Genomic DNA, 14,378 nt, shown 5'->3' with positions numbered 1-14,378 from the left:
ATCCGGGAGCCAGCGGGTGCAGATTCAGGGTCATTTCGAGCTTAAGTTCGAGGCAGTGCGTGAGGCGTTTGCGGCGCTCTTCGAGGATACCCAGGAGCGTGGCGCAGCGCTGTGCATTCAAATTGGCGGTGAAACCGTCATTGACCTCTGGGCTGGTACGGCCGACAAGGACGGTGCCGAAGCCTGGCACACCGATACTATCGCGAACCTGTTTTCCTGCACCAAACCCTTCGCCGCGGTCACTGCTCTGCAACTGGTCGATGAAGGCAAACTGAGGCTCGATGAGCCCGTCGCCCGCCTGTGGCCTGAATTTGCAGAGGCAGGCAAGGGCGCAATTACCCTGCGCCAATTGCTGTGTCATCAAGCCGGTCTTCCTGCTCTGCGCCAAATGCTCCCCGCTGAAGCACTTTATGACTGGACAGCGATGACCGAAGCGCTCGCCGCAGAAGAACCCTGGTGGACGCCCGGTCAAGGCCATGGCTATGCCGCGATCACTTATGGCTGGCTGGTAGGCGAAATACTGCGTCGTGCTGACGGGCGCGGGCCGGGAGAGGCCATCGCGGCGCGTATTGCTCGCCCGCTGGGGCTGGATTTCCACGTCGGCCTGCCTGATGAAGAGTTTCATCGCGTTGCACACATCGCTCGCAGCAAAGGTAACGCTGGTGATGAGTCTGCCCAGCGCCTGCTGCAAGCCACTATGCGCGAGCCAGACTCGATGACGGCCCGGGCGTTTACCAACCCGCCGTCGATCATGACCAGCACCAACAAGCCCGAGTGGCGGCGCATGCAGCAGCCAGCCGCCAATGGTCACGGTAACGCCCGCAGTCTGGCCGGTTTCTACAACGGTCTGCTGGATGGCAGCTTGCTGGAATCGGAGCTGCTCAACGAGCTGACTCGTGAACACAGCACCGGCCAGGACAAAACGTTGTTGACCCAGACCCGCTTTGGTCTGGGCTGCATGCTTGATCAACCCAATGTGCCAAACGCTACCTACGGTCTGGGCCCGAAAGCGTTCGGTCACCCCGGTGCTGGCGGGTCGATCGGCTTTGCTGATCCTGATCGGGACGTCGCATTCGGCTTCGTGACCAACACCCTCGGTCCCTACGTATTGATGGATCCGCGGGCACAGAAACTGGTGCGGGTGCTAGGTGAGTGTTTGCGCTAAGTTGTCGTCATAAGTGCTTGTTTAATACCGACTGTCAGTTAATACCCCCGAACAGGAACCGTGCGACGGTTTCCTTTTCCAACTGCCCGTTTATGCGTGTTATATGGGCACTGCCAAGTTCATTGTCTGTTTACTACTTTTTGTGGGTCGTCCATGTCATCCAATAAAAGCCTCGCAATCGCCCTTTGCCTCGCCGTAACCGGCTGTGCGCAAACGCCAAAAAATGATTCCGCTGACACTGGCAATAGCTGGTGGTCGTTCGGCTCCGATAAAGTCGCCGACGCAGCACCCGTCAAATCCCCGGAAGCGGCGCCGGCCGCAGCACCCGCCGCTGCCCCGGCTACTGCGTCCAAACCTGCTGCTCCAGTCGCCAAAGCCGAGAGCGGTACTCGTTGGTATTGGCCGTTTGCGTCCAGCGACAGTGCCGAACCAAAAGCTGATGTGGCTGCAGCGCCCGCCGCCAAACCCGCTGACAAAAGCGTGCCGCCGCTGATTGCCAAGAATGAAACCGATAGCAAGTGGTGGTGGCCGTTCGGTAGCAGCGACAAGAAGGAAGAGGCCAAGGCCGTGCCCAAGGTCGATCCTAAAGTGACTCAGGCCTGGCTGGATGACTACGAGCCACGCCTGCGTCTGGCCATCAAGGACAGCCCGTTCGAACTTGAGCGTCGTGAAGATGTTCTGGTGATCACCGCTCCGGTAGACAGCTCGTTCAACCCTGATCGTCCGGCCATGTTGCTGCCCGTGACACTGGGTCCGATCACGCGTCTGGCCAAACTGGTTGAAGCCGATCCGAAAACCGCTGTACTGGTATTGGGTCACGCAGACACCACTGGGGCAGCCCCTGCGAATCAGAAAATCAGCCAGGAGCGTGCCCAGTCGGTTGCTGCTATTTTCCGCCTCAGTGGTCTGGAGCGTAATCGCCTCAGCCTGCGTGGCATGGGTGCCGTCATGCCCCGTGCAGCCAATGACAGCGCTGAAGGTCGCAAGCTGAACCGCCGCGTGGAAATCGTCATGACGCCGGAAAACACCATGCTCGCGCTGATGAGCAAATACGCCTTGCCGCCAACGGCGACCATGGTTGCTGCTCAGGACGTTAAACCAGCGCCAGCCGTTGCTCCTGCGCCAGCCAAAGCCGCACCGGCCAAGAAGGCTGCAGCGAGCAAGCCGGCTGCCAAGAAGGCCGCTCCGGCGAAAAAGGCAACGCCCGCCAAGGCTGCTCCTGCCAAGGCCGCAGTGAAGAAGAAACCTGCGGCTACCGATCAGGCCAGCAACTAATCCACTCGCAGGCTCGCGCCCGGTTGCGCGAGTCTGCGAGGGTGCTTTTCAATCAAGGAAAGACGTCATGACCCAGTCTCTGGCCGACATGCGCCGTGACTACGCCCGCGATGGTTTGACCGAAGCGCAGGCACCCGAAGAGCCGTTCGGGCTCTTTCATCAATGGTTTGCCGAGGCGGTTAAAACCGAGCAGGCGCCCGTCGAGGCCAATGCGATGACGCTGGCGACCGTTGACGATCAAGGCCGTCCGCACTGTCGCATCCTGCTGCTCAAGGGCCTGGATGCGGAAGGCTTTACGTTCTTCACCAACTACGACAGCGCCAAGGGGCAGCAACTGGCGGCGCGTCCATTCGCGGCGATGACGTTCTTCTGGCCGACGCTTGAGCGTCAGGTGCGCATTGAAGGGCGAGTGGTCAAAGTCACTCCTGAAGAGTCCGATGCTTATTTTCAGGTGCGTCCTTTGGGTAGCCGCCTTGGGGCCTGGGCTTCACCTCAAAGCCGGGTGATTGCTGATCGCGCCGAACTTGAAGGCATGATCAAAGCCACTGAGCAACGCTTCATGGACACCCAGCCGCATTGCCCGGATCACTGGGGTGGTTACCGTCTGCTGCCGGAGCGCATCGAGTTCTGGCAAGGCCGCCCTAGTCGTCTGCATGACCGCCTGAATTATCGTCTGGTGGACACCCAGTGGACGCGCGAACGCCTCGCTCCCTAGCTCATCGGTTTGTTTGAATTATTCGGCTGCCAACTCGTCCTAGAGTTACGGCAGCCGGTGCTGTATACCGCCTGAATGAAAATAAATTAACGAGGAACGGCACGTGACAGCGCTGATAGCGCGGAGTCTAATGGCTGCATGTTCCTCTGGAGATACCCTTATGCGTAAGTCTGTTCTGCTGGTTGCCACGTTCACTGCTTTGGCCATGACCCTCACTGGCTGTATGTCGAACCTGACTGGCGACTCCTATTCCCGTGACGAAGCGCGGACAGTGCAGACCGTTCGCCTGGGCACCATCGAATCCCTGCGTCCGGTCAAGATCGAAGGCAGCAAGACGCCAATCGGCGCCGGTGCTGGCGCAGTCGTCGGCGGCGTCGGCGGCAGTGCCATCGGCGGTGGTCGTGGCAGCATTGTCATGGCTGTTATCGGTGCGGTAGCGGGTGGCTTGCTGGGTTCGGCCACTGAAGAAGGTTTGACCCGCACACAAGGCGTTGAAATCACCGTGCGTGAAGACGACGGCACTATGCGTGCTTACGTGCAGCAAGTTCAGGAAAACGAGATTTTCCGGGTTGGCGAGCGCGTTCGCATCATGACCGTCAATGGCACCAGCCGTGTAGCCCATTGAGTTATTGCACAGCGTTTGTAGCGCCTTGAAACATAAAAACCCGATCCTGGTGATCGGGTTTTTTGTGGGTGATCGTTGATGCTTGGTGTCACCCTGTTTCCTGGGGCACGCAGCAAATACTTTCCCTGTAGGAACTGCCGAAGGCTGCGATGATTTCATCCTGACATACCGCTATCGCAGCCTTCGCCAGCTCCTGCAGAGGATTCATTTCACTCAATTCAACGGATTGGATTTTTCCGACTGCTAACCGCCATCACGGCGTAGCCAATAAATGCCGCGAGTATCGAACCTGTCAGAATCCCCATGCGATCCACGCCAGCGTATTCGCTGCTGCCTGGCACATACGCCAGCGAGCCAACAAACAGGCTCATGGTGAAACCAATCCCGCACAGAATCGAGACAGCCAGCACCTGCCCCCAGTTGGCACCGCCGGGGAGCTTGGCGATACCAATCCTGATCGCAAGCCAGGTGAGGCCAAACACGCCGACGGTCTTGCCCAGCAGCAAGCCAGCCGCGATGCCCATTGGTACGTGATGGGTGAAGCTTTCCAGTGTCACGCCACTCAGGGGCACGCCCGCGTTGGCAAAGGCGAACAGCGGCAGAATGCCGTAAGCCACCCAGGGATGCAGCGCGTGCTCCAGAGAGAGTAACGGCGATGCGTCAGGGTCGGCGGTGCGCAATGGAATGCAGAACGCGAGCACCACACCGGCAAGAGTCGCATGCACGCCACTTTTGAGTACGCAGACCCAAAGCAGCAGGCCGATCAGCAGATAAGGCCCCAGTTTGCGTACGCCCAATCGATTCATCGCGATCAACGCGGCGATTGAGCAACCGGCCAACATCAGTGACAGGTTCGACAGTTCGCCTGAATAGAACAATGCGATAACGATGATCGCGCCCAGGTCGTCAATGATCGCCAGCGTCATCAGAAACAGCTTGAGCGACACCGGGACTCGCTTGCCCAGTAACGCCAGCACGCCCAGTGCAAAGGCGATATCGGTGGCCATGGGAATCGCCCAGCCATTCATCGCCGCCGTATCGCCTTTGTTCAGCGCCCAGAACACCAGCGCCGGAATCACCATACCGCCGATAGCCGCCGTACCCGGAAGAATGATCTGCGAGGGGCGTGAAAGATGGCCTCCCAGAACTTCCCGTTTGACCTCAAGGCCAATCAGCAGAAAGAACAGCGCCATCATCCCGTCGTTGATCCACAGTAATAGCGGCTTGGCGATTTTGACCGCGCCGATCTGTGCCACAACGGGGGTATCCAGGAATGCGTTGTACATCCAGGACAGCGGCGAATTATTGATGATCAATGCCAAGGCAGCGGCGGCGATCAGTAACAGACCTCCCGCCGCTTCGAGCTGGAAAAAACGAGTAACAGTAATACGCAGAGGCAAGGTTTGCGCTCCAATCCAACAAAAAGGAGCGACACCCTAACCCGGACTTCCCGCCGTTAAAACAAAAGTTATATTCGTTTTTGTTCTAAGCGGAACGGCCGATTTAGAGTGTTTCCGAGTCTGTCAGTTAGTGCGTTTTTGGTGGTAGGAAGATACTTTTTGTGGTGTAGGAATCTTCCGAAATTGCACCTGGATCAGGCTTCGATACCCAACATGCTTCTTGCCAATGCCTCTGCGATCCGAATGCCATCAACCCCGGCTGACAAGATGCCACCGGCGTAACCTGCACCTTCACCGGCCGGAAACAGGCCTTTGACGTTCAGACTTTGCATGCTTTCGTTACGGGTGATTCGCAATGGCGCAGACGTGCGGGTTTCGATCCCGGTCAGTACGGCGTCATGCAGGGCGAAACCTTTGATCTGCTTGTCGAACGCTGGCAGTGCTTCACGGATGGCTTCGATGGCATAAGCGGGAAGCGCGTCCGCCAGATTCACCAACTTGACCCCTGGCTTGTATGACGGTTCTACACTGCCGAGTGCCTGCGATGTTTTGCCCGCGATGAAATCACCGACCAATTGCGCAGGTGCTTCATAAGTACTGCCGCCCAACACATAGGCGTGGGATTCGAGACGCTCTTGCAGTTCGATACCTGCCAATGGGCTGCCCGGATAATCTTCGGGGGTAATACCGACCACGATGCCTGAGTTGGCATTGCGTTCGTTACGCGAGTACTGGCTCATACCGTTGGTGACAACACGGTTGGGTTCCGACGTCGCGGCCACCACCGTACCGCCCGGGCACATGCAGAAGCTGTAAACCGAACGACCGTTTTTAGCGTGATGCACCAGCTTGTAATCGGCCGCCCCCAGTTTTGGATGCCCGGCGTACTTGCCCAGGCGAGCGCGGTCTATCAGCGATTGTGGATGTTCAATGCGGAAGCCCACAGAAAACGGCTTGGCTTCCATGTAAACGCCACGGCCGTGGAGCATGCGGAACGTGTCACGGGCACTGTGTCCCAGGGCCATGATCACGTGGCGCGACTCGATTCGCTCGCCACCTTCCACGACAACGCCTTGTAACTGGCCGTCGTCGATCAGTACGTCCGTCACGCGCTGTTCGAAGCGCACTTCACCGCCCAGCGCTTCGATCTGGTGACGCATGTTTTCCACGACACCGGTCAGTCGGAACGTACCGATGTGTGGCTTGCTGACGTAGAGAATTTCTTCAGGTGCGCCAGCTTTTACGAACTCGTGCAGGACCTTGCGACCGTGAAATTTCGGGTCCTTGATCTGGCTGTAGAGCTTGCCGTCGGAGAATGTCCCGGCGCCGCCTTCGCCAAACTGCACGTTGGACTCAGGGTTCAGCACGTTCTTGCGCCACAGACCCCAAGTGTCTTTGGTGCGCTGGCGGACTTCTTTGCCGCGCTCAAGGATGATCGGCTTGAAGCCCATCTGTGCAAGCAGCAGGCCCGCGAATATGCCACAGGGGCCGAAGCCGACAACTACCGGCCGTTCGGTCAGGCCTTCTGGCGCATGGCCTACGACTTTATAGCTGACGTCTGGCGCGGGGTTGAGATGACGATCGTCGGCCAGACGCAACAGCAGGGCGGCTTCATTACGCACTTCGAAATCGATGGTGTAGATGAAGCACAGCTCGGAAGATTTTTTGCGCGCGTCGTAGCTGCGTTTGAACAGGGTGAAGTCCAGCAGTTCATCGCTGGCGATGCCCAAGCGCTGCAGGAGGGCGGGACGCAGGTCTTCGTCCGGGTGGTCGATCGGCAGCTTGAGTTCGGTGATTCGTAACATGAAAAGATCCAGTTTCCGGGCCGCAGGATCAGCCCGACAGCGCTACAAGAACCGGGGATTATAAGACACATTGAGGGGAGGCGGGGTGGTGGGTTGTCTGAGTTTGATGGTTACGCTATTAGGGGGGGGCGAACACATTTATGCCGTGATTTTTGCGTACATATCCATTACCGCGGTGATGTCTGATATTGGTTGCGCTTTTACAGCGCGTCACTTTCGAAAATCCGGAAGCCGGCCCAGACGAAAGTAACCAAAGCGCTCTTGCCCCACCACTTGGCACCACTTGGCACCTCGCTGGCGCTCGGTGTACCCGCCCGCAGATCCTGAACCGTGGGCCGCCGCAATGGGCCATCCATGGCCGATGCGGCTAACCCGGCGTCCTGCCCCTCTTTAATTCAAGAGCGCCCCACGGTTCAGAATCTGCGTTCGGCCAGCGTGGTTTAACGGGGCGCCCAAGATCAAAAGCGCGGCGGCCTGACAGCCGACCTGGTTGTGTGAACTTGCTACCTCAGTTCCGACCAACACGGACTTTGTGGGAGCGGTGCTTGCCCGCGATTCAGGCGCCGCGGTACGTCAGATATACCGCGGCGCCTGAATCGCGGGCAAGCACCGCTCCCACATGAAACCGCGTATATCCAGGCCCTGCTTTTGATCTGCTTTTGATCTGCTTTTGATCTGCTTTTGATTTTGATCTTAAGCGCCCCGTTAAACCACGCCGGCCGGAATTCGATATTGCTGTGTGGGGCAAACCGGCAGGGATGCCGGTTTAGCCGCCTCAGGCCATGGATGGCCGGTGGCGGCGGCCCCACGCAGCAATGTCGGATTACGGGTATGCCGAGCGACAGCGAGGCACCCAGTGGTGGGGCAAGAGCGTTTTGGTTACTTTTGCGCTCTATCAAAAGTGACGCGCTGTAAAAGCGCAACCAATATCAGCCATAACGCAAAAATGGATATGTACAAAAACATCCCTGCATGGAAAAGTTGTGCAGATACCTATTCCGCGATATGGGAGCAGTAATCCTCGAGTTTTAACTCAACCGAGATCAATCATCCCGCGACCCGCCGTAATACCCGCAACCCCGCGAGGTCTCGCCGTTGATCCGCAACTCGGCAGTCAAATGCTGCACCGAGCCATCCACGCTATCGACGCAACGTTGTGGCGCGACCCAGAGCTCCATCTTGTTGCCGTTGGCCTCACTGCTGACGCTGAACCGGCCGTCGGGCAGTTGTTCTTCCACATAAGGCACGGCGATGGAGTCTTTGCCCAGACGCTCAATGACCATGCCTTTGCCGCTGACGTTAACGTTCCACGCCGGTTTGTTGCCGTTGACGTGCAAGGTCAGGCGCTTGAAGTTGGGGTCTTCACAGGCCTGGCCCGCACGTTCGACGCGGTAGACCTGACGCAGGTCCAACTGGCCATCGCTGTTGACGGCTTTACTGGCAACGAACACGCCGCGCAAGTCGGCGAATACCTTGCCGGAGCTGTCCGCCAGGGACGTCGCTTCCTGCAGGATGCCGGTGTTGTCGCCGTCCTTGACCACATAACGACGCTGCTCATTGCACGGCTGGAACATCAGCTTGCCGCCATCACCGGTCAGATTACCCTGCATGCGAATCCAGCCAGCCTTCGAAACGGGGTCTGAACCGGATTGAGAGCCAAGCATCTGGCAGCCAGCGAACAGTGGCAACAGCGCGACGAGCAGAGCGGAACGAACAGCAAACATTGAGTGGTCTCCAGACATGTGCCGCCACGTTACTCAGCCTGCGGCCCCATCACAAGAGGCATTAACCAACGTGATACGTCTGACCGGTCTGCAGGCCCTCGACACTTTTCGCGTAAGCCAGCGCTACATCGGCTGCGGCCACCGGTTTAAAACCCCGGAAATACGGCGCATAGCTGTCCATGGCCTCAATCAGAACGTTAGGGCTGACCGAATTGACCCGCATGCCGCGTGGCAACTCAATGGCTGCTGCCCGCACGAAGGCGTCGATGGCACCATTGACCAGGCTGGCCGAAGCGCCCGCGCGTATCGGGTCGTGACTGAGGACTCCGGTGGTAAAGGTGAACGATGCACCATCGTTGGCGAACTCCCGACCGATCAGCAGCAGGTTGACCTGGCCCATCAATTTGTCCTGCAAGCCGAGGGCGAAGTCGCTTTCATTCATCTCCGCCAGCGGCGCGAACTTCACATTGCCAGCGGCGCAGACCACTGCATCGAATCGGCCTATCCGTTCGAACAGTTTTCGAATTGAAGCGCTATCACTAATATCCACTTGCTCCTCTCCACTGTTGCGGCCTGCGCGGACGATCTCGTGACGTTGGGCCAGTTCCTGGGCGATGGCCGATCCAATGGTGCCACTTGCACCAATCAATACAATTTTCATGCTGCTGCTCCGGAGATTCATTCATGGATGTCGAGTGGGCAGTGTAGGGTCGCTATTTGCAGTCGATAAGCGTGCTAATAGGCAACCTTTGGTTCTCATAGGGAAACAATGACGGTGAGTGAAATTGATGACCTCGCAGCTTTTGCGGTTTTGATCGATGCAGGCAGCTTCACGTCTGCGGCGGCACGTCTGGGCTGCAGCAAAGGCTACTTGTCAAAGCGGATAAGCCAGCTGGAGCAGGGCTATGGCGTGATGCTGCTTCATCGGAGCACTCGCAGTCTGAGCCTGACGTCGGCGGGTGCTGCCTTGTTGCCGCAAGGGCAGCAGTTGCTGGCGAGCGTGGAGCGGGCACGTAATATCGTCGAGCTGATGCGCGATGACATGGTGGGGCAGGTGCGTGTCACTGCCCCTGTGTCTCTGGGGGAGACGTTTTTCGAAGGCCTGCTGATGGAGTTTTCTGCGCAGTACCCGCAGGTGAAAGTCGAGCTGGAACTCAATAACGCTTTTCGTGACTTGCGCCGGGACGGCTTTGATCTGGCCATTCGCTCCCATGTGGCCAGTGATGAGCGCCTCGTCGCCAAGCCGTTGCTCGCCATGCAGGAGCTGACCTGTGCCAGCAGCGCTTATTTGCAATTACATGGGCAGCCGAACAGCCCCCATGAACTGATTGCCCACACTTGTCTGCTCAATAGCCATTACAGCGGTCGGAACGAGTGGCTTTACCACCAGCACCACGAACTGACCCGGGTTCAGGTCAACGGCACGTTTGCCAGTAACCATTATGGTTTATTGAAGAAGGCGGCACTGGTCGGTGCCGGCATCGCCCGATTGCCCTCGTATATGGTGCACGCAGAAATCAACGATGGTCGGCTGCACTGGCTGTTCCGCGATTACCAGACCAGTATTTCACCGCTGTTTCTGGTCCACCCCTATGAAGGGGAATTGCCCAAGCGTATGCAGGTGCTGGCCGATTATCTGTTGGGCTGGTTTCAGCGCAGCAGTGCGGCGCTGGAGCGGTTGGGGGTGGGGGATACCTGAAGCAGTCTGCAGCCTGAGTTGGAATGCAATCCCATGTGGTAGCGGTGCTTGCCCGCGATAAGCGCAACGCAATTCTGAAGTGAACCGCGTCCAGCCTTATCGTCGGAATGCCGCCCAGACCAAGCACCGCTCCCACAGGTTCTGTGCCATTCAATAAGATTGGCGTTAGCCGGGAGGGTGCTCTTGCAGCGCTGTATCAACCACCCAAATAAGCATCTCGCACTTTCGGGTCTACCAGCAGCTCTTCACCGGTGCCTTGCATGACCACCCGACCATTTTCCAGTACATAGGCACGATCAGCGATCTTCAAGGCCTGGTTGGCGTTTTGCTCGACCAGGAACACGGTCACCCCGTCGCGACGCAGCTGTTCGACGATCTCGAAAATCTGCTGAATGATGATCGGCGCCAAACCCAGTGACGGCTCGTCCAGCAACAGCAGCTTGGGCTTGCTCATCAGCGCACGGCCGATCGCGAGCATTTGCTGTTCGCCACCGGACATGGTGCCGCCGCGCTGGTTGAAGCGTTCTTTCAGGCGCGGGAACAGGTGCAGCACTTTGTCCATCTGCTCCTGATAGTCGTCTTTTTCCGTGAAGAAGCCACCCATGGCGAGGTTCTCTTCCACGGTCAGACGCGCAAACACGCGACGGCCTTCCGGGACCACGGCGATGCTTTTACGCATGATCACCGAGGATTCCAGACCGACCAGTTCTTCACCCATGTAACGGATGCTGCCGCTGTGGGCCCGAGGCGAACCGCACAAGGTCATCAGTAGTGTGGATTTACCCGCACCGTTGGCGCCGATCAGCGTCACGATCTCGCCCTGACGCACGTCAACGTTGACGCCGTGCAAGGCCTGGATCTTGCCGTAGAAGGTGGAAACGTTTTCGAATTGCAGCATTTACGCTTCCCCCAGGTAGGCTTTGATCACGTCAGGATTGTCGCGGATCTGTTCCGGTGTACCGTCGGCCAACGGTGTGCCCTGGTTGATCACTACGATGTGGTCGGAAATGCTCATGACCAGCTTCATGTCGTGTTCGATCAACAGAACAGTCGCGTTGTGATCGTTACGCAGTACGCCGATCAAGGCCTTGAGGTCTTCGGTTTCCTTCGGGTTCAGACCGGCAGCAGGCTCGTCGAGCATCAGGATGCGCGGACGGGTCATCATGCAGCGGGCGATTTCCAGACGGCGTTGCTGACCGTAGGCCAGGGTCCCCGCAGTCCGGTTGGCGAACTCCTTGAGGTTGACCGCTTCCAGCCAGTGCGCGGCATATTCCATGGCCTCTTGCTCACTGCGACGGAACGCCGGAGTACGGAACAGGCCCGACAGGAAGTTGGTGTTCAGGTGACGATGCTGAGCAACCAACAGGTTTTCCAGGGCTGTCATTTCCTTGAACAAGCGCACGTTCTGGAACGTCCGCACGACGCCTTTACGGGCGATCTGGTGACCCGCCAGCCCTTGAATCGGCTCGCCGTCGAGCAGGATGGTGCCCGCTGTGGGCTTGTAGAAACCGGTCAGGCAATTGAACACCGTGGTCTTGCCAGCACCGTTGGGGCCGATCATCGACACGACTTGTTTCTCATTGACGGTCAGGCCTACGCCGTTGACCGCCAGCAGACCGCCAAAGCGCATGCTCAGGCCGCTGACTTCGAGGATAGGGCGGCTCATTTGCGCAGCTCCATGTGTGGACGTTGCATGGGCAGCAGACCTTGAGGACGCCAGATCATCATCAGCACCATCATGGCGCCGAACATCAACATGCGATACTCGCTGAACTCACGCATCAGCTCAGGCAGCAGGATCATCACGATGGCTGCGAGGATGACGCCCAGTTGCGAGCCCATACCACCCAATACGACGATGGCCAGAATGATTGCCGACTCGATGAAGGTGAACGACTCCGGCGTGATCAGACCTTGGCGAGCGGCGAAGAAGCTGCCCGCGAAACCGGCAAATGCTGCACCCAGGGTAAAGGCCGACAGCTTGATGATGGTCGGATTCAGGCCCAGTGCACGGCAGGCGATTTCGTCTTCACGCAATGCTTCCCAGGCACGACCAATGGGCATGCGCAGCAGGCGATTGATCACGAACAGCGCAGCCAGCGCCAGCAACAGGGCAACCAGATACAGGAAGATCACCTTGTTGATGGAGTTGTATGGCAGCCCGAAATACTCGTGGAAGGTCTGCATGCCTTCAGCTGCTTTACGCTCGAACGACAGGCCGAACAGGGTCGGTTTTTCGATGTTGCTGATGCCGTTCGGGCCGCCGGTGATATCGGTCATGTTCCGCAGCAGCAAGCGAATGATTTCGCCGAAGCCCAGGGTCACGATGGCCAGATAGTCGCCGCGCAGACGCAATACCGGGAAGCCCAGCAGGAAGCCGAACAGCGCCGCCATCATTCCCGCAATCGGCAGGCAGATCCAGAAACCCAGGCCGAAGTAGTGAGAGAGCAGGGCGTAGCTGTAGGCGCCGACGGCATAGAAGCCGACATAGCCCAGGTCCAGCAGACCGGCCAGGCCAACCACGATGTTCAGGCCCAGGCCGAGCATCACGTAGATGAGGATCAGCGTGGCGATATCCACCGCACCTCGAGAGCCGAAGAACGGCCAGACCAGTGCGACCAGTACCAGGCCGAGAATGATCCAGCGCTGAGTGGACGGCAGGCTCAGGAAGTTGCTGGCCTTGGCTGGCACCAGTGGCATGTTCGGTGAGGAGCGCCATGCCGCAGTGATCTGCTCATTGAACAGCACGCGCAGGAACATCGCGATGGCGCCCGCGATGATCACGCTGACGGTGGTGGTGCTGGCGCCAATGACGGCCAGTTTGACGCCGACGATTTCCAGCTTCAGGCCGAAAACCGGGTAGGCGACGGCCAGCACCAGCAAGGCGCTGAAAAACGCCGATTTGAGATTCCTGGTCATACTTTTTCAACCTCCGGACGGCCGAGCAGGCCGGTCGGCCGGAACAACAGCACCAATACGAGAAGACCGAACGCCACCACATCCTTGTACTGGTCGCCGAAGATATCGGCACCAAACGCTTCTGCCACGCCGAGCACCAGACCACCGAGCATCGCGCCCGGGATACTGCCGATGCCGCCCAGTACTGCTGCGGTGAAGGCTTTGATGCCGACCAGGAAACCTGCGTTGGGGTTGATCACGCCGTATTGCATGCTCAGCAAGACGGCAGCAACTGCCGCCAGCGCAGCGCCGATGACGAAGGTCAGGGCGATGATGTTGTTGGTGTTGATGCCCAAAAGATTGGCCATCTTGATGTCTTCCGCACAGGCGCGGCAGGCGCGACCCAGACGGGAGCGGGAGATGAACCAGGTCAGGCCGAGCATCGCGATCAGTGTCACGACGAAAATCAGCACCTGCATATAGGAAATCACGACTTCATGAGTGCTGGCCGAGCCAAACACGAAGTTGCCGGGAATCAGGTTGGGGATCGATTTGTCTTTGGAGTCCTGAGACAACAGAACCGAGTTCTGCAGGAAGATCGACATACCGATGGCAGAAATCAGCGGGATCAGGCGGTTACTGCCACGCAGCGGTCGATAAGCCACGCGTTCGATGGAATAACCGTAGGCGCTGGTGACGACGATACTCGCGACAAAGGCTGCAGTGATGACCAGCGGCAGGCTATCGATGCCCATCATGGTCAACCCGGCGATGGCGATGAACGCGACGTAGGAGCCGATCATGTACACCTCGCCGTGGGCGAAGTTGATCATGCCGATGATGCCGTAGACCATCGTGTAACCGATGGCAATCAAGGCATAGGTGCTGCCAATGGTCAGACCATTAACCAGCTGTTGGAGGAAGTGATAGATGTCTATCTCGGGCATTACAGCGTGCTCCTAAAAACCTGCTCTATGTTTCACTGGTGAAGTCTTTGGCCGCTTGCACGTCGTGGTATGTGTCCACGTTGGATACAAGCCCAGTGAATCACTGGTGACGGTTTCAAGATGGT

Annotated in this window: 14 protein-coding genes; 5 read left to right on the top strand and 9 right to left on the bottom strand. The window is 58.2% G+C overall.

Going from position 1 to position 14,378, the window contains the following annotated elements; translation table 11 throughout:
• Positions 1-16: 16 nt before the first annotated feature.
• The 4 genes from CKW31_RS25335 (at position 17) to CKW31_RS25320 (ending at position 3,780) form a co-directional block, all read left to right on the top strand.
• On the top strand, positions 17-1,165 hold the full coding sequence (locus tag CKW31_RS25335) for a serine hydrolase domain-containing protein (protein ID WP_095101230.1): 1,149 nt from the start codon (positions 17-19) through the stop codon (positions 1,163-1,165).
• Positions 1,166-1,318: 153 nt separating this feature from the next.
• Positions 1,319-2,440 (top strand): OmpA family protein, encoded by a 1,122-nt coding sequence (locus CKW31_RS25330; protein ID WP_095101228.1) that lies wholly within the window; start codon positions 1,319-1,321, stop codon positions 2,438-2,440.
• A 67-nt stretch (positions 2,441-2,507) separates the two neighbouring features.
• Positions 2,508-3,155: a pyridoxamine 5'-phosphate oxidase gene (gene pdxH, locus CKW31_RS25325; RefSeq protein WP_095101226.1), complete on the top strand. Its 648-nt coding sequence runs from the start codon at positions 2,508-2,510 to the stop codon at positions 3,153-3,155.
• Positions 3,156-3,315: 160 nt separating this feature from the next.
• Positions 3,316-3,780, top strand: a complete 465-nt coding sequence (locus tag CKW31_RS25320; RefSeq protein ID WP_095101224.1) for a glycine zipper 2TM domain-containing protein — start codon at positions 3,316-3,318, stop codon at positions 3,778-3,780.
• Positions 3,781-3,998: 218 nt separating this feature from the next.
• Here the strand turns inward: CKW31_RS25320 and nhaA are convergent, their stop codons facing one another.
• The 5 genes from nhaA to CKW31_RS25300 form a co-directional block, all read right to left on the bottom strand.
• Positions 3,999-5,180 (bottom strand): Na+/H+ antiporter NhaA, encoded by a 1,182-nt coding sequence (nhaA, locus tag CKW31_RS25315; protein WP_095101222.1) that lies wholly within the window; start codon positions 5,178-5,180, stop codon positions 3,999-4,001.
• Positions 5,181-5,374: 194 nt separating this feature from the next.
• Positions 5,375-6,985 carry an NAD(P)/FAD-dependent oxidoreductase gene (locus CKW31_RS25310; RefSeq protein WP_095101220.1) on the bottom strand — a complete coding sequence of 537 codons (1,611 nt, stop codon included), beginning with the start codon at positions 6,983-6,985 and terminating at the stop codon, positions 5,375-5,377.
• Between the two features lie 200 nt (positions 6,986-7,185).
• Complete coding sequence (locus tag CKW31_RS29920) at positions 7,186-7,341, bottom strand: hypothetical protein (RefSeq protein WP_176469985.1); 156 nt, start codon at positions 7,339-7,341, stop codon at positions 7,186-7,188.
• Positions 7,342-8,028: 687 nt separating this feature from the next.
• A complete protein-coding gene (locus CKW31_RS25305; RefSeq protein WP_095101218.1) occupies positions 8,029-8,709 on the bottom strand; it encodes a COG3650 family protein in 681 nt (226 codons plus the stop codon).
• 61 nt (positions 8,710-8,770) lie between these two features.
• Entirely contained in the window at positions 8,771-9,370 is a 600-nt protein-coding gene (locus CKW31_RS25300) for a short chain dehydrogenase (RefSeq protein WP_095101216.1), read from the bottom strand.
• A gap of 114 nt (positions 9,371-9,484) precedes the next feature.
• Between CKW31_RS25300 and CKW31_RS25295 the strand changes: the two genes are divergently transcribed.
• Positions 9,485-10,408, top strand: a complete 924-nt coding sequence (locus tag CKW31_RS25295) for a LysR family transcriptional regulator (protein ID WP_095101382.1) — start codon at positions 9,485-9,487, stop codon at positions 10,406-10,408.
• Between the two features lie 196 nt (positions 10,409-10,604).
• On the opposite strand, the gene CKW31_RS25290 is transcribed toward CKW31_RS25295, so the two are convergent.
• Genes CKW31_RS25290 through livH form a run of 4 tightly spaced genes read right to left on the bottom strand, consistent with a single transcriptional unit; the run spans position 10,605 to position 14,253 of the window.
• Positions 10,605-11,306 carry an ABC transporter ATP-binding protein gene (locus tag CKW31_RS25290; protein ID WP_003413161.1) on the bottom strand — a complete coding sequence of 234 codons (702 nt, stop codon included), beginning with the start codon at positions 11,304-11,306 and terminating at the stop codon, positions 10,605-10,607.
• Complete coding sequence (livG, locus tag CKW31_RS25285) at positions 11,307-12,074, bottom strand: high-affinity branched-chain amino acid ABC transporter ATP-binding protein LivG (RefSeq protein WP_003413166.1); 768 nt, start codon at positions 12,072-12,074, stop codon at positions 11,307-11,309.
• Positions 12,071-13,327 (bottom strand): high-affinity branched-chain amino acid ABC transporter permease LivM, encoded by a 1,257-nt coding sequence (locus CKW31_RS25280; RefSeq protein ID WP_095101214.1) that lies wholly within the window; start codon positions 13,325-13,327, stop codon positions 12,071-12,073. The genes livG and CKW31_RS25280 overlap by 4 nt, the downstream gene beginning before the upstream one ends.
• Complete coding sequence (gene livH / locus CKW31_RS25275; RefSeq protein ID WP_095101212.1) at positions 13,324-14,253, bottom strand: high-affinity branched-chain amino acid ABC transporter permease LivH; 930 nt, start codon at positions 14,251-14,253, stop codon at positions 13,324-13,326. Before livH ends, CKW31_RS25280 begins: the two co-directional genes overlap by 4 nt.
• Between the last annotated feature and the right edge of the window lie 125 nt (positions 14,254-14,378).

The sequence above is a fragment of the Pseudomonas sp. Irchel 3A5 genome (assembly GCF_900187575.1).
Classification (GTDB): Bacteria; Pseudomonadota; Gammaproteobacteria; order Pseudomonadales; family Pseudomonadaceae; genus Aquipseudomonas; species Aquipseudomonas folii.
The sequence above is the reverse complement of the archived record's forward strand: the minus strand, read 5'-3'. Positions and strand labels throughout refer to the sequence as shown.

Excerpts from the sequence above, each read along its gene's own strand:
- CKW31_RS25330 (WP_095101228.1), top strand. The coding sequence starts at position 1,319 with ATGTCATCCAATAAAAGCCTCGCAATCGCCCTTTGCCTCGCCGTAACC.
- pdxH (WP_095101226.1), top strand. The coding sequence starts at position 2,508 with ATGACCCAGTCTCTGGCCGACATGCGCCGTGACTACGCCCGCGATGGT.
- CKW31_RS25320 (WP_095101224.1), top strand. The coding sequence starts at position 3,316 with ATGCGTAAGTCTGTTCTGCTGGTTGCCACGTTCACTGCTTTGGCCATG.
- CKW31_RS25310 (WP_095101220.1), bottom strand. The coding sequence starts at position 6,985 with ATGTTACGAATCACCGAACTCAAGCTGCCGATCGACCACCCGGACGAA.
- CKW31_RS29920 (WP_176469985.1), bottom strand. The coding sequence starts at position 7,341 with ATGGATGGCCCATTGCGGCGGCCCACGGTTCAGGATCTGCGGGCGGGT.
- CKW31_RS25305 (WP_095101218.1), bottom strand. The coding sequence starts at position 8,709 with ATGTTTGCTGTTCGTTCCGCTCTGCTCGTCGCGCTGTTGCCACTGTTC.
- CKW31_RS25300 (WP_095101216.1), bottom strand. The coding sequence starts at position 9,370 with ATGAAAATTGTATTGATTGGTGCAAGTGGCACCATTGGATCGGCCATC.
- CKW31_RS25290 (WP_003413161.1), bottom strand. The coding sequence starts at position 11,306 with ATGCTGCAATTCGAAAACGTTTCCACCTTCTACGGCAAGATCCAGGCC.
- livG (WP_003413166.1), bottom strand. The coding sequence starts at position 12,074 with ATGAGCCGCCCTATCCTCGAAGTCAGCGGCCTGAGCATGCGCTTTGGC.
- CKW31_RS25280 (WP_095101214.1), bottom strand. The coding sequence starts at position 13,327 with ATGACCAGGAATCTCAAATCGGCGTTTTTCAGCGCCTTGCTGGTGCTG.
- livH (WP_095101212.1), bottom strand. The coding sequence starts at position 14,253 with ATGCCCGAGATAGACATCTATCACTTCCTCCAACAGCTGGTTAATGGT.